This window comes from Afipia sp. MLSD5-FHT05B12 (assembly GCF_058793355.1).
In genome coordinates this window covers 1-15188 of record NZ_JBXAFS010000009.1, presented here as the reverse complement: position 1 = coordinate 15188, position 15188 = coordinate 1, and the positions used below count along the sequence as shown (strand labels likewise).

At 63.8% G+C, this 15188-nt stretch carries 13 protein-coding genes; 1 reads left to right on the top strand and 12 read right to left on the bottom strand.

Going from position 1 to position 15188, the window contains the following annotated elements; genetic code table 11:
- Positions 1-114 precede the first annotated feature (114 nt).
- Entirely contained in the window at positions 115-1860 is a 1746-nt protein-coding gene (locus AC1Q6J_RS13420; protein WP_492279777.1) for an ABC transporter ATP-binding protein/permease, read from the top strand.
- Here AC1Q6J_RS13420 and AC1Q6J_RS13415 read toward each other — a convergent pair.
- From AC1Q6J_RS13415 to ybgF, 12 genes are all read right to left on the bottom strand, one after another.
- Complete coding sequence (locus AC1Q6J_RS13415; protein ID WP_492279776.1) at positions 1857-2333, bottom strand: HPP family protein; 477 nt, start codon at positions 2331-2333, stop codon at positions 1857-1859. The two genes, AC1Q6J_RS13420 and AC1Q6J_RS13415, sit on opposite strands and share 4 nt — an antisense overlap.
- Positions 2334-2488: 155 nt before the next feature.
- Positions 2489-3505 carry a TorF family putative porin gene (locus AC1Q6J_RS13410; protein ID WP_492279775.1) on the bottom strand — a complete coding sequence of 339 codons (1017 nt, stop codon included), beginning with the start codon at positions 3503-3505 and terminating at the stop codon, positions 2489-2491.
- Positions 3506-3903: 398 nt separating this feature from the next.
- Positions 3904-4308 carry a histone gene (locus AC1Q6J_RS13405; RefSeq protein WP_492279774.1) on the bottom strand — a complete coding sequence of 135 codons (405 nt, stop codon included), beginning with the start codon at positions 4306-4308 and terminating at the stop codon, positions 3904-3906.
- 41 nt (positions 4309-4349) lie between these two features.
- Positions 4350-5717, bottom strand: coding sequence for a glycolate oxidase subunit GlcF (glcF, locus tag AC1Q6J_RS13400; protein WP_492279773.1), 1368 nt, complete (start codon positions 5715-5717; stop codon positions 4350-4352).
- A gap of 16 nt (positions 5718-5733) precedes the next feature.
- A complete protein-coding gene (locus AC1Q6J_RS13395) occupies positions 5734-6966 on the bottom strand; it encodes an FAD-binding protein (RefSeq protein ID WP_492279772.1) in 1233 nt (410 codons plus the stop codon).
- Positions 6967-7169: 203 nt separating this feature from the next.
- Positions 7170-8663, bottom strand: coding sequence for an FAD-linked oxidase C-terminal domain-containing protein (locus AC1Q6J_RS13390; protein ID WP_492279771.1), 1494 nt, complete (start codon positions 8661-8663; stop codon positions 7170-7172).
- Between the two features lie 171 nt (positions 8664-8834).
- On the bottom strand, positions 8835-9527 hold the full coding sequence (locus AC1Q6J_RS13385) for a TetR/AcrR family transcriptional regulator (protein WP_492279770.1): 693 nt from the start codon (positions 9525-9527) through the stop codon (positions 8835-8837).
- A 151-nt stretch (positions 9528-9678) separates the two neighbouring features.
- On the bottom strand, positions 9679-9996 hold the full coding sequence (locus AC1Q6J_RS13380; RefSeq protein ID WP_492279769.1) for an AzlD family protein: 318 nt from the start codon (positions 9994-9996) through the stop codon (positions 9679-9681).
- A complete protein-coding gene (locus AC1Q6J_RS13375) occupies positions 9993-10754 on the bottom strand; it encodes an AzlC family ABC transporter permease (protein WP_492279768.1) in 762 nt (253 codons plus the stop codon). The genes AC1Q6J_RS13380 and AC1Q6J_RS13375 overlap by 4 nt, the downstream gene beginning before the upstream one ends.
- A 429-nt stretch (positions 10755-11183) precedes the next feature.
- A complete protein-coding gene (gene ftsH, locus AC1Q6J_RS13370) occupies positions 11184-13100 on the bottom strand; it encodes an ATP-dependent zinc metalloprotease FtsH (protein ID WP_492279767.1) in 1917 nt (638 codons plus the stop codon).
- Positions 13101-13292: 192 nt separating this feature from the next.
- A complete protein-coding gene (gene tilS, locus AC1Q6J_RS13365; protein WP_492279766.1) occupies positions 13293-14336 on the bottom strand; it encodes a tRNA lysidine(34) synthetase TilS in 1044 nt (347 codons plus the stop codon).
- A gap of 241 nt (positions 14337-14577) precedes the next feature.
- Positions 14578-15188: tol-pal system protein YbgF (gene ybgF, locus AC1Q6J_RS13360; RefSeq protein ID WP_492279765.1), on the bottom strand; the 611-nt coding region annotated here is incomplete at its 5' end.

The following is a 15188-nucleotide window of genomic DNA, read 5'->3' as shown; positions in this document are numbered from 1 at the left end:
GCGCCGCGTTGTGGACAAGATGTCGCAGGCCCGGCAGCCTGCGACTTTCGTCTAATACTTGAGTATTTCTAATTCTTTTCAGGGCTTTAGCGCCCGTCCAAGGAGAAAAAATCTGTGAATGGGATCGGCTCGACCCTCAAAACGGTGTGGCGGATTGCAGCACCCTATTTCCGCTCCGAGGACAAATGGGCAGGCATCGTCCTGTTGACCGCGGTGATCGTGATCGAACTCGCGACGGTGGGCATCAACGTCCTGCTGAATTCCTGGAACAACCGCTTTTACAACGCGCTTCAGGAGCGCAACTGGGACAGCTTCGTCTCCGAGATCATCTACTTCACGGTCATCGTCACGATCTTCATCATCATCGCGGTCTATCAGCTCTACCTGAACCAGTGGCTGCAGATCCGCTGGCGCAAATGGATGACCGAACGCTATCTCGGCGAATGGCTCAGCAACGCCAACCATTACCGGATGCAGCTTCAGGGCGACGCCGCCGACAACCCCGACCAGCGCATCACCGATGACGTCAAGCTGTTCGTCGACCGCACCCTGAACATCGGCATCGGCCTGCTGAATTCGATCGTTACTCTGGCGTCGTTCGTGGTCATCCTCTGGACCCTGTCGAGCGCGGCACCGCTGCATCTGTTCGGCAAGGATATCGACATTCCGGGCTACATGGTCTGGGGCGCGCTGATCTACGCGGCGCTCGGCACGTGGCTGACGCATCTGATCGGCTGGCCGCTGGTCGGACTGGATTTCAGGCAGCAGAAATACGAGGCGGATTTCCGCTTCAATCTCGTCCGCGTCCGCGAGAATTCCGAACAGATCGCCCTGCTCGACGGCGACAACGCCGAACGCCAGCGCCTGCTGACCCGGTTCGGCGCGGTGGTCGAGAACTGGCTCGGCATCATGAGCCGCACCAAGAAGGTGACGGCCTTCACCGCGAGCTATTCGCAGGCCTCGGTGATCTTCCCGTACATTCTGGTCGCGCCGGCTTACTTCGCGGGCAAGATGCAGCTCGGCGGCATGATGCAGACCGCATCCGCGTTCGGCAGCGTGCAGGGCGCGCTGTCGTTCTTCATCTCGACCTATCGCACGCTGGCCGAATGGCAGGCCGTGGTCGCCCGCCTCAATGGTTTCGAGGCCGGGATCGGCGCGGCGAAGGCGCTCGCGGTGAGTCCCGACTCGATTCAGCCGGTTGCCGCGCAGGGCACGGACGTCATTGCCCTCAATGACCTGCTGCTCACGCTTCCGAACGGCAAGCCGCTGGTGCAGGCCTCCGGCTTCAAGCTGAAAGGCGGTGAGCGCACGCTGGTCACAGGCCCTTCCGGCTCGGGAAAATCGACGCTGTTCCGCGCCATCGCAGGAATCTGGCCGTTCGGCGAGGGCGCGATCTCGATTCCGAAGGGCGCGTCACTGATGATGTTGCCACAACGGCCTTACTTCCCGGTCGGCTCACTCGCGTCGGCGATCACCTACCCCGCGAAGAACGACACCTACAGCACGGCACAACTGGCCGATGTCCTGAAGCTCGTCGGTCTCCCCGCGCTGGCGGAGCGGCTTGGCGAGGACGGACACTGGAACAGAATGTTGTCGCTCGGCGAACAGCAGCGGCTCGGCATCGCGCGCGCGCTCCTGCATACGCCGCAATATCTGTTTCTTGATGAAGCCACCGCTTCACTGGACGAGCCGTCGGAAGCCCTGCTCTATCGCCTGATGGTGGAAAAGCTCCCGCAGACCACGATCGTTTCGATCGGCCATCGCAAGACGCTCGAGGCCTTCCACCAGCGCGAGGTGTCGCTGAAGCGGTCCGGTGAGCAGTTCACGCTCGGAGAAGGCGAGCGGGTTGCGACGGTCTAAAGCCAATGCTCGGGCCAGTGCCGACGCCAGATCCAGCGGTGCCAGACAAAGGCAAAGGCTGTTAACAGCACCGCCCCGGCGAGAACCGGGGCAACAATGAATGTCCACGGAAGATTGAGCGACACCACAAGCAGCGGATTGATTCCGGCCGGCGGATGAAACGTGCCGGTGAGGAACATCGCGAGGACCGCGAGGCCGACCGCAAGGGCCGCGGCCCATGGCTGGGGGCCTACCGCATGCACCACCATCAACCCGGCCAGCGTCGCCACCAGGTGACCGCCGATCAGGGCGCGGGGCTGCGCCGGCACAGCGTCCGGAGAACCGATCACCAGCACGATCGATGTCGCGAACGGAATGACGGCCAGCGGATAGGTCAGCGTGGCCGACAGGAACTCCATGGCGCCGATCGCCAGCGCAGCGCCGAGGCCAGCGATGGCGCCGGCCTTCAGCCTGCGCTGCCCCGCTTTATCCAAAAGCCCCGACGATCTGTCTCGCCAATTCCTTCTCACAGCGAACCTGTTGCCATATCCGAAACCAAAGAAAAAGAGCGGCAGATTTCTCTGCCGCCCTCACATCCTTCAGAAGAAGGAGATTACTTCAGAGCTCCGAATTACTTCAGAGCGCCAAGTTACTTCAGAGCACCAAGGGTCACGTCAGCCGAGAGCTTGGCGATGAACTGGTCGCCGCACCACTTGGAGCCGAAGCCGCCCGGGTTGATCGCGCTGAACGAGCCGGTCTGCTGAGCAGTGAAGTCGCTGGTGAAAGCGTTACAGCCAGCCTTCGAGAGATCCGAACCGGAGTAGCGCAGATCGAGGGTGAACACCTTGTAGGTGAAGCCCACGCCGACGTTCCAGGTGTTGTAGTCGTCGTACTTGATGCCGTTCGGGAACGGGCCGGCAAAGCCGGGAGCAACCACGTTGGTGCCGTAGAACGAGTCAGAGGTGCCGAGCCACTGGCGGCCGAATTCACCCGACACGTAAGCGCCGATACCGGTGGTGCCGAACAGGGTGCCCGGCGCGGTAACCTTCGCGGTGATAGATGCGTAGGTGCCGTCAGCGCCGGTGTTCAGGAAGTTCGGCGAGTAGAACACGTTGCCGCCCATCGCGAAGTAGTCGTTAAAGGTGTAGTTCACCTTGCCGTACACTTCGTAGAAGCTGACGTCCTTCTTCATGCCGTTGAAGCTCGGCAGAACGAAGCTGGAGCCAGCGGGGCAAACCGCTGCGCCGGCTGGACCACCGAAGCTCTCGGTGCATTGCCCGCCTGGATACAGATAGCCCCAGACACCGAAGTCGAAGGCGAACGCGCCGAAGGTCGGGCGGATACCGGCGTAGACGTCGATTTCAGCGGCAGCGCGGTTGGTGAAGGAAATGCTCTCACCGGCGACACCGGCGTAAAGCTGCAGGTTCGGGTTGATGTTGTAGCGCGGCTCGAAGTAGGCAGCGACCGAACCGTTCTTGTTGGACTGGGTCACGCCGCGGAACACGTAATTGGTCATGACCGCCGCGCCGAAGGCGACGTCCCAGGGCGACACGACAACCGGCGCAGGAGCCTTGGTGTAGACCTTGCCCAGATCGGCGGCGGAAGCCGAACCCAGACCCATCGCAGCGATCGCAACTGCTGCGACTGACAAACTTACTTTCTTCATGACGATCCCCATCATCGTTTAAAATTCAGTCCGATTGCCGAAGGTCCGAGTGACAAGCGTTAATCGACTGCGCGGAATTCATTTCGTGGCGTCAATGTGATGGTCAACTTCCCGTGCGTGAAGCAAAAAACCCAAGCAACTGCCGCCTTTTTAGGCGTTTCAGGGCTTTGGGGTGATGTTCTGCCGCAGTGTTGCATTCTGACAACAAATTTCAGCCCCAATTTGCCTGTCGGGCCGGTACACCCCGGCATTTCCGCCCGGGTTCCCTTGGTAACCCCACAGGCCTCCTGAGGGCTGCGTCCGATTCGCCCTGCCTGAGTGCAACAAAAAAGCCGCAGCGAATCCGCCGCGGCTTTTCCAAAAAGGCACCGGCAGCCCTGCCGAAGCAGGTCCCGATCTTAGTTGTTGCTGTCGTCGCCACCGGAGCCGAAGCCCGACGACCAGCTGGGGGTCGAAGCAGGAGCCGGGCTGGACCAGCTCGATTCGGACGCCGGAGCCGGCTCGGGAGCCGGAGCTGCGGGCTTCGGAGCGCGCTTCTTCGCAGCCTTCTTCTTGGGAGCGGCCTTCTTCGGAGCAGCGGCCTTGGCGGAGGATTTTTTCGCCGACTTCCTGGCGGACTTCTTTGCAGATTTCTTGGCCGCCTTCTTGGCGGACTTCTTCACGGCTTTCTTCGCCGACTTCTTGGCGGATTTCTTCGCGGCCTTCTTCGCCGATTTCTTGGCAGCCTTCCTGGCGGTCTTCTTCGCCGCCATCAGCTTCTTGGCTTTCTTGCCCTTCGATTTCTTCTTTTTCGCTTTAGCCATTGTGGTCCTCCTGTTTCCACCAGCCGCATCTCAGCCGGCGTTCAGGCACTCCCAACGCGGGGGCCCTTCATCGATCTCGTCAATAGATCCGGTCGAGGACCGCCTGTCGCCCAGTCGAGCAGCTCAATCGTATGCACCACGGGGACTGACGTTCCATCGGTACTTTCCACAGAGCCTATCTGCACCATGCAGCCGATGTTGCCGGCAGAGACGACGTCCGGCTTCGTCGATGCGATGTTGGCGATCTTTCGTTCGCGTAGTCGCTTCGCAATGTCGGGCTGGAGGATGTTGTACGTTCCCGCCGAACCGCAACACAGATGACTCTCCGGCACATCTTTCACCACGAATCCGCTCTTGGAAAGCAATTCTTTCGGAAGCTGCGTGATTTTCTGTCCGTGCTGCAACGAACATGCGGAGTGATACGCTACGACGAGATCGTTTTTGCTTCGCGGCCACGCGATGTCGAGACCTGCAAGATACTCGGTGATGTCCTTCGCAAGAGCCGAAATACGTGCGGCTTTTGCTGCAAAGGCCGCGTCTTCGCGCAGCATGTAGCCATAGTCCTTGATGGTCGTGCCGCATCCCGATGTGGTCACGAGGATGGCGTCGAGACCGTTTCTGTCGATCTCATTTGTCCACACCTCAATGTTTGCCCGCGCGCGTTTCAGTGCGTCGCCATCGTCGCCCATGTGATGGGTCAGGGAGCCGCAGCACTGCTCATCGGCCACCAGCACCACCTCGATGCCCTGGCGGGTCAGCATCCGGATCGCCGCCTGGTTGATGCCCGGCGACAGAACTTGCTGGGCGCATCCCTGCAAAAGCGCCACGCGGCCGCGCCGTTGACCCTCGGCGGGGAAGACCGTGCCGCCGGATGGCCCGGGCGCGGGCAGGCGTCCCGGTGCAAGCGCGAGCATGGCGCGAAGACGGCCGGAGAATGTCGGCGTCGTCCGGCCTACGGGCGAGACTGGCAGCAAGGCTGCGAACGGCCGGGCCAGCCGCGCGCCCAGCATGCTGATCCGGAACAGGCCTGGGCGCGGCAGGACATAGGCAAGAACGCCGCGCAGAAACCGTTCCGGCAACGGCCGCGCATACTCTTCCTCGACCCTGACCCGCGCCTGATCGACGAGGTGCATGTAGTTGACCCCCGAGGGACAGGTGGTCATGCAGGCAAGGCACGAGAGGCAGCGATCGATATGCTTGACCACCTCCTGCGTCGGCTTGCGGTCGTTCTCCAGCATGTCCTTGATCAGGTAGATGCGGCCACGCGGGCTATCGAGCTCGTCGCCGAGCAGAACGTAGGTCGGACAGGTCGCGGTGCAGAAACCGCAATGCACGCAGGCGCGCAGGATCTTGTCAGCTTCCCGGATGTCAGGATCGGCGAGCTGGCTTAGGGAAAATTCGGTCTTCATGGGTTGCGGTTCCGGATCATGTGCGCACCATCCGGCCGCGATTGAGAATGTTTTTGGGATCGAAGCTCGCCTTGACGCGCTGGCCCAGCGCCGCAACGCCTGCGTCCTGCGGATGGAAGACATCGACCGTATTGCGGACCTGGTCGGTGGCGCGAACCAGCGTGGCGTGGCCGCCGATCGGCTTCAGCCGTTGCCGAAGCAACGCGGCATGGGCGTCGGCCACGGGCGGCAGCGCCGCCCAGATCAGCCCGCCGCTCCAGTCGTAGATCACGTCGCCGCCGGTCTCGCGCGCCAGCGCCTGACCGAATGCGCCGCCCGAAGCCGGCGGACAGACGATGCGCCACACCGGCCACGCGCCCAGCGATCCCGCCGCCGCGAACGGCGTGACATCGCGGAGTGACGCCCAGACCGCGGCGGAGGCGTCGTCCTCGATCATCTCCGCCGTCCCGAATGACGCGAGCGCCTTGCTCACCGAGCCTGCGCGATGCGGCACCGACGCTCCGATGCCTTCGAGGCGGATCAGCGTCACCGCCTGCTGCGACGATCCAAGACCGGCGAGCCCGCCGTTCGTATCCCGGAAAACGGACAACGGAAGGTGCGCCGCACCCGACACGTCGTAGGGCGATCCGAGCGCCGCGGTCATGGCCCGGTTCGCCGCCACATCATCGAGGCCGCGCAGCACCAGCGTGCGCTCGGTTTCGGCTTTCGGCATCACCTTGAGCGTCACCTCGGTCATCACCGAGAGCGTGCCCCACGAACCCGCCAGCAGTTTGCAGAGATCGTAGCCGGTGACGTTCTTCACCACCTTGCCGCCGGTCTTGAACGAATCCCCGAAACCCGAGACCGCGTTTGCACCGAGCAGGTGGTCCCGTGCGCCGCCGGCCTTGATGCGCCGGGGCCCCGCGAGCCCGGCCCCGATCATGCCGCCGACCGTCCCCGCCCCGCGCGGCGTTCCCAGCAGCACCGAGGTGTCCATCGGGTCGAATGCGAATTGCTGATTCTTGGAATCGATCAGCGACAGCAGATCGGCCATCGGCGCCCCGGCCTGCACAGTGACAATCAGCTCATTCGGCTCGTAGGACGTCACCGCGTTCAGCGCGGACAGATCCAGCACCGCATTGGTCGCCATCGGCAGTCCGATCGCACGCTTGCTGCCGTGCCCGACGATCTCAAGCGGCTGTTCGGCCGCGAGCGCGCTGCGCACGGCCTCCTCCACATCACTGGCATCGCGTACCTTCAACGTATCCACGTCACACCTTGCCTTGCCTGTCTCGATTCCTGCTCCCCTCCCCCTTGCGGGAAGGGGGTGGGGGCATCACGGCCTCTTTGCTCGCGGCTTACCCCCCTCCCTGACCCTCCCCCGCACGGGAGGAGGGAACGAAGAACGCAGGCTCCCCGCGCATGGGAAGAGAGCAGATCGCGGCGGGACGAGAAGTCAGAAACTCTCATCACTCAAAATCGCGGAATGTCGGGGAAGGCAAGCTTGCCGCCGTGGACGTGAACCCGTCCGAGTTCGGCGCAGCGATGCAGGGTCGGAAACACCTTGCCTGGATTGAGCAGCCCCTGGGTATCGAACGCGCATTTCAGCCGCTGCTGCTGGGCCAGATCGATATCGCTGAACATCTCCGGCATCAGATCGCGCTTCTCGACGCCGACGCCATGCTCGCCGGTCAGCACGCCGCCGAGCTTGACACAGAGCCGCAGGATGTCGGCGCCGAAGGCTTCCGCCTTGTCCATCTCCTCGGGGATATTGGCATCGTACAAAATCAGCGGATGCAGATTGCCGTCGCCGGCATGGAAGACGTTGGCGACACGCAGGCCATACTTCTCGGACAGGTCGCGAATGCCGGCCAGCGCTTCCGGCAGCTTGCCGCGCGGAATGGTGCCGTCCATGCAAAGGTAATCCGGCGACAAGCGCCCGACCGCCGGAAACGCCGCCTTGCGCCCGGACCAGAACAGCAGCCGCTCCTGCTCGGAGTTCGAGATCTGCAAGGTGGTCGAGCCGCAGGCGCGCGCGATTGTCTCCACGCGCTCGATCAGCTCATCCACCTCGGCCTTCGGACCATCGAGTTCGATGATGAGAAGCGCCTCGACATCGAGCGGATAGCCCGCATGGACGAATGCTTCCGCCGCGACGATGGCGTTCCTGTCCATCATCTCCATGCCGCCCGGAATGATTCCCGCGCCGATGATATTGGCGACGCATTGGCCAGCCGCCTCGATCTCGGCGAAGCCGACCATCAGCGCCCGCGCGGTCTCCGGCTTTTGCAGGATGCGCACCGTGACTTCGGTGACGACGCCGAGCAGGCCCTCCGAGCCGGTGATGATCCCCATCACGTCGTAGCCGTCGGTTTCCGGCGCCTTGCCGCCGATCCGCAGGATTTCGCCGGTGATCAGCACGAATTCGCAGCCCAGCACGTTGTTGGTGGTCATGCCGTATTTCAGGCTGTGAACGCCGCCGGAGTTTTCCGCGATATTGCCGCCGATCGAGCAGGCGATCTGCGACGACGGATCGGGCGCGTAGTAGAATCCTTCGTGCGCGACGGCCTGGCTGATGGCGAGATTGGTCACGCCCGGTTCGACCACCGCGACACGGTTCTCGAAATCGACCTCGCGGACCCGCTTGAACTTGCCGAGGCCCAGCAGCACGCCGTCCTTAAGCGGCAGCGAGCCGCCGGACAGCGATGTCCCCGAGCCGCGCGGCACCACCTTGATGCCGTTGTCGTGGCAATACTTCAGAACCTGCGACACCTGTTCGGTGGTGTCGGGCAGCACCACGACCATCGGCGGCTGGCGATAGGCCGTCAGCGCGTCGGATTCATAGGGCTGCATTTCCCGCGCACTCGAAATCACGCCTTCGCCCGGCACGATTTTTCGCAGGGCCGCGACGATCTCATCACGGCGGGCAAGCACGGCCTGATCCGCTTCAGGCATCATGATGGACATACGCGCACTCCAAAAAACCGGCGCGTCGTATCACGCCTTGCTGTTCTGATATATCAGCATGTCCTGCACGATTTGAACAGTTCCAAACTGGTATAGCGAATCCGGGGTCGCTGCATTTCACATGCCTGGAGATGTTCGGATTCGAAGAAAGTTGGTCGAGCCGGATGCGGCCTATCCGACCAGCGCGCCCAGTTCCCGCCGCGCCGGCATCACCGGCATCACCGCCTGCACCACGAGACCTCGGGCACGGGCATCGAGCACGCCGACGGCCCGCAGCGCGAACAGCGTGATCGCCTGCACCGCATCGCGCAGTTTCACCGGGTCATCGATATCGGCGGACGCCAGCGGGCCCACCAGCGATTCGTGGAGCGCCCCGATCAGGGCGGTGGCGGCCAACGCAATATCCTGCGCCGGAAGGTGCCCTGCCCGCACCGCCGCCTCGATTCGGGTTTCGACCTCGGCGGCGATCTCGCGGCGGCTGGCGACGCGGGATTCGGTGACATCGACATCCACCGGCTCGGCCAGAATGCCCCAGGCGAGCTTGCGATTCGACACGACATGCACGGCGATGGTGGTGACTGCGGCCGCAAGCGCCGACGAAGGCCCGGGCGCGGCGTCGGCGGCGCGGCGAATCGCGGTGAGTTCCGCCCGCGAGACATCCGCGATCAGTTCCGAGATCAGATCGGCTTTTGAGGGGAAATAGCGATACACCGTGCCCGCCGCGACATTGGCCCGGTTGGCGACCGGCGCGATTTGAACCGCGGCCATTCCGCCTTCAGCAGCGGCATCGCGCGCTGCTGCGAGGATCGCATTGCGGCGAGCCGCAAGGCGCTTCACGACCTGATGAGTTCGCCTGTAAACCATTGACGGCGTTTATCTCCCGAAAAGAAGTGAACACCAGTTCAAAAGCGGAGACAAGCGTTTCGGTGAGCCGCGATTCAAATTCGCAGTGCAGCAAAAAGAGATTTCGGTTTCGGCGCGATTGCCCGCACGATCCGGCCCGGTTATTCCGAAATCAGCCGCTGAATCCCAGCGCGCGCGCCAGCGCCGCCACGGCCATGCCAGTGAGGACGGCGACGAATTCGTTGCGCCGGATAATGGTGATGGCGATCGCCGCACCAATGGCGAACAGAACGACCGCACCGCCATTGACCGCGACCGGCAGCGACGCGGCGACAATGATCGAACCCGGCAGCGCATCGAGCATCCGGCGCACGCGCGGGGTGATGGTGACGTAGCCCATCAGCCAGTAGCCGCCGAGACGCGAGGCGACCGTCACCGCTGTCATCACGGCGAAGGCGATCATCACATCGGAGCGCATGAACTCGCTCATGCGGCGCCTCCGTGTCGCGCGACCTCACCCGGCGGATCTTCCATCAATCCGGCGCTGATCGCGCCCGACACCGCGCCGGCGATGATGAACCACCAGCCCGGCACCAGCCAATGCATCGTCAGCGCCACAACGCCGGCCACCGCCCACGGGATCGCCCGGCGCGGACCTTTCCACGCCGGCACCAGCATCGCCGCATAGAACGCCGGCACCACCAGATCGACGCCGTACTTCTTCGGATCGCTCAATTGCCCGGCCAGCAGATATCCCGGCAGCGACGACACGAACCAGAGGACGTAGAGCACGATGCCGCCGCCGACGAAGAACGATGCATCGGCGCCGCCATGGCTGCGGTAGCGCGTGGCGGCGAGCCAGCCGCCGTCGGTCACCAGCAGCATCGATGGATACGACTGCCACCACGGCAGCGTGCCGAACCACGGACGCAGGCTGGCGCTCATCAGCGAGAAGCGGATGTTGACGGTCGCCGTGAGCAGCGCCAGCGTCGCGATCGACGACACCGTCAACGTATCCGGCCAGGATGAAACCGCGACGAACTGCGACAGCCCGCCATACACGAAGGCCATCATCGCCTGCACTTCGGTGAGGGTGAAGTTCTTCTGCGCGCAGAGCGCACCGAACGCCATGCCAAACGCGAGCGTGCCTGGCAGCAACGGCGCAATGGCGACAATGCCGGGCATGATGGCATTGCGCGACCAGCAGGCAGGCGCGTGGAAATGATCTGGGGGAACAGGGGCCGTCATCGAGTCATCCGCAAAAGAAGTGATGCGTGCGGCGAATGCCGTGGAGGGTCAAGCCGCACATCTGCGGGGCTGACCGGCATTCCGGGCAGATCGCAAGGCAAATGGCGGATGAGATGTATCTGCGCACTCGGTGTCGTCCCCGCGAAAGCGGGGACCCATGGGCTCTCAAACTCGAGGTCGCGTCATCCTGAGGAGCGAGCCGCGTCTTTGCGGCGAGCCTCGAAGGATACGCGGAGCAAATGCGGACCACGCCATCATCCCTCGAGGCTCGCAAGTGCTCGCACCTCAGGATGACGGCGGTCTGCTCTCAGGTTCAAGGATTATGGTCCCCGCCTTCGCGGGGACCACATCGAATGTTTGGCAAACATCTGCGCGCAAAGAAAAAGGCCGGTTCGCGAACCGGCCTTTCCCAAACCTATCGTTTCGCGCTTACGCCTGCGGCTGCGGCTCGAGGCCCGCATCCGGACGCGGACGCGGCTTGCCGGCGGGCGGCACCGCCGAGGTGCGCGGGCCGGCCGGCTCCAGCACCGATTCACGGTTCGGCTTCTTGCCGGCCAGCAGATCGGTGATTTCGTCACCCGACAGGGTCTCGAATTCGAGCAGGCCCTTCGCCAGGGTTTCGAGATCATCGCGCTTCTCGGTGAGAATACGCGTCGCTTCCCTGTAACCCTCTTCGACGAAGCGGCGGATTTCCTTGTCGATCTTCTGCACGGTCGCCTCGGAGGCATTCTGCGTGCGCGACACCGACATGCCGAGGAACACCTCGTCCTGGTTCTCGCCGTAGGACACCGTGCCGAGTTCTTCCGACAGGCCCCAGCGCGTCACCATCATGCGGGCAAGCCGTGTGGCCTGCTCGATGTCAGACGATGCGCCGGATGTGACCTTCTCCTTGCCGAAGATCAGTTCTTCCGCCACGCGTCCACCCATCATGATGGCAAGACGCGAGGTCATCTGCTCGAGCGACATCGACAGCTTGTCACGCTCCGGCAGTTGCATGACCATGCCCAGCGCCCGGCCGCGCGGAATGATGGTCGCCTTGTGGATCGGATCGGTCGCGACGACGTTGAGGCCCACGATAGCGTGACCGCCTTCGTGGTACGCCGTCAGCATCTTCTCTTCCTCGGTCATGACGAGCGACTTGCGCTCCGCGCCCATCATCACCTTGTCCTTGGCCTCTTCGAACTCGGCCTGCGTCACCATCCGCTTGTTGCGGCGCGCAGCGGTCAGCGCAGCCTCGTTGACAAGGTTCATCAGGTCGGCGCCGGAGAAACCGGGCGTGCCGCGCGCGATGGTCTTGAGGTTGATATCCGGCGCCAGCGGCACCTTGCGGACATGGACCTTGAGGATCTGCTCGCGGCCGACGACGTCCGGATTCGGCACCACGACCTGACGGTCGAAGCGGCCGGGACGCAGCAGCGCGGGATCGAGCACGTCGGGACGGTTGGTCGCGGCAATGAGGATCACGCCCTCGTTGGCCTCGAAGCCGTCCATCTCGACCAGCAACTGGTTCAGGGTCTGCTCGCGCTCATCGTTGCCGCCGCCGAGGCCGGCGCCGCGATGACGGCCGACCGCGTCGATTTCGTCGATGAAGATGATGCACGGCGCGTTCTTCTTGGCCTGCTCGAACATGTCACGCACGCGGCTGGCGCCGACGCCGACGAACATTTCGACGAAGTCCGAACCCGAGATCGTGAAGAACGGCACGTTGGCTTCGCCGGCGACAGCGCGCGCGATCAGCGTCTTGCCGGTGCCCGGAGGGCCGACCAGCAGCACGCCGCGTGGAATGCGGCCGCCGAGGCGCTGGAACTTGCCCGGATCGCGCAGAAACTCGACGATCTCCTGCAAGTCCTGCTTGGCTTCATCGACACCCGCGACGTCCTCGAACGTCACGCGGCCATGAGCCTCGGTGAGCATCTTGGCGCGCGACTTGCCAAAGCCCATCGCCTTGCCCGCGCCGCCCTGCATCTGGCGCGACAGGAAGATCCACACGCCGATCAGCGCGATGAATGGCAGCCATGACACCAGCAGCGATACGAACCACGGCACGTTGTCACCCGGCGGCTTGGCGGTGATCGATACCTTGCCGTCATACAGCCGCTTGATCAGTGTCGGGTCGTTCGGCGCGTAGGTATGGAAGGTCGAGCCGTTGGTGAAGGTGCCGTTGATGTCCGGCCCCTGGATGACCACGTCGCGGACGCGGCTCTGGTCAACCTCGGTCAAAAGCTGGGAAAACGAAATGTCCTGCGAGGCAGCCCGCTGCCCCGGATTCTGGAACAACGTGAATAATGCCAACAGCAGCAAGACGATAATGACCCAGAGGGCGAAATTGCGCAGATTGGCGTTCATTGGGCTTCCTTCGTGACCGCATGGATCGCGGCCTGATGTCCTTGGGTCTTCAACACGTTTTCGGTGCGGATTGCATTACAATCTAGGTGTGGTCCCCGCCGATGCCAAGGGAACCTCTCGGGACTATTTAACGCATCTTAACGCCATTCCGGGTGAAATAAGGGCGGTTTGGCGGGGCTGTTTCAACAGTGGTTAAGGCAAACCAGCCATCTTCCCGCCGCGCCGCGGGGCGGGGCCGATGTGGATGCGGTTATTCTGGATGCTGATGAGGGCCCCGGCCAGCGTCTGTTTCAGTTGAATGCCGCGACCCGGCTTCTTCCCGGCCGTGGCCTTGTCCATCGCCTGCAACAGCGTCTCGACCTTGCCGAGTTCGGCCGGTCCCTCGTGACCGGCGCGATTGATCGCGCGCATCAGCAGCCGCACCCGGATTTCATCAGCCAGGACCGCGAAAGCCGCGAGGTCGAAGCTGCCGGACGTCGCTCCATTGATGCTGGCCAGATAGCGCTCTGCGCCATCGGCCATGACCTCGAGCGCGGCGTTGGCGCGGGCAAGACGCAGCGCAAGCCGCGCGAGGCCCCGCGCGTCGGCGCCTTCCGCCGCAAGCGCCGGCATCAGCGCGCGCAGCCGCGGACGGGTGAAGCGCGGGTCGTGATTGGTCGGGTCGTCCGCGAATGCGATTCCGGCTTTCGCAAGCGTGGCGACCAGCCGGGTTTTCGGCACATCCAGGAAGGGCCGCGCCAGAACCACACCGCCGCGATCCGATTGCCGCGCCATCGCCGCCAGTCCAGCGATGCCGCTGCCGCGCGACAACCGCATGATCACGGTCTCGGCCTGATCGTCCCGCGTATGCGCGGTGAAAATGTGGGACGCGCCATGGCGCGACGCGGCGCGGAGCAGCAGCCGGTAACGCGCATCGCGCGCAGCCGAGGGCAATCCGGTTTCCGGCTTCTCGCCGCGCCAGCGCAGCGTGCGGTGTTCGATATCGAGCGTCCCGGCAAGCTGCCTGACGTCGCGCGCCTCACGCGCGGCCTCCTTGCGCAGACCATGGTCGACGGTGATCGCGAGAAGACGCGGGCCCTTTTTCAGCGCGCGCCGCCAGCGCGCCGCCAGCCACATCAATGCCATTGAGTCCGGGCCGCCGGACACGGCAAGCACCACGGCGGGCGCGGCCTTCCAGTCCGCGAACAACTGCCGCGCTTCCTGTGCCGAGATCGGCGATGCATCGGTGCTGGACATTCAGGTCAGAAGCCCGGTCCCAAGTCGGGAGAGAAACACAGGCATCAGAATAGATGGTCTACGCCGCCATTGCGAGCGCAGCGAAACAATCCAGCCTCTGCGTTATCCCGGGCGCGATGCAGCGTGTAACGCTGCGTCGCTGAACCGGGACCGCGTCAGAGGCTGTGGTTGAAACGGCCCCCGGCTCTGCGGAGCGGCATTTCATGCCGCACCGCGTCCGGGGCACAGAGCGATCTTGATTTTAGCACCCCACCCGCTTCTGCTCGCGGGCCACGCCCTGCTTCACTCCGTTCGAGGCACGGGGATATTTACGGGTGACTTCGCCGAACGCGGCGCAGGCGGCTTCCTTTTCCTTCAGTGCCGCGAGCGACTGGCCAAGACGCAGCAGCGAGTCCGGCGCTTTCGCCGAGGTGTCGAACTTCGTGGTCACACCGAGAAAGGCTTCTGCGGCGTCACGGTACTTCTGCCGCTGGTACAGGCTCTCGCCGAGCCAGTACTGCGAATCCGGCAGCAGCGCGTCGGTTGGATACTTCTGCGCGAAGTTGCGCATCGTCTCCTCGGCGAGCGTGTAGTCCTTGCGCTGGATATAGCCGATGCCGAGATCGAACTCGTCGCGCGGCGTCGCGGACGGCGGCAACGTGGTCAGCGATGCGGTGGTGTTCGGAGCCTGCTGCTGCACCGGCCGCTGCGCCGGCGCTCCATAAGGATCGCGCGGGCCGCCGACATTCGACAGGTCGAGCGGTTCGCCTGCATCACGCCCGCCCGGCGCACCCACCTGACCACCGGACAAAGGTGCCTGCCCACCGCCCAGCGCGCGCGGCACGCCTGGCGCATTCGGATTCTGACTTGGGT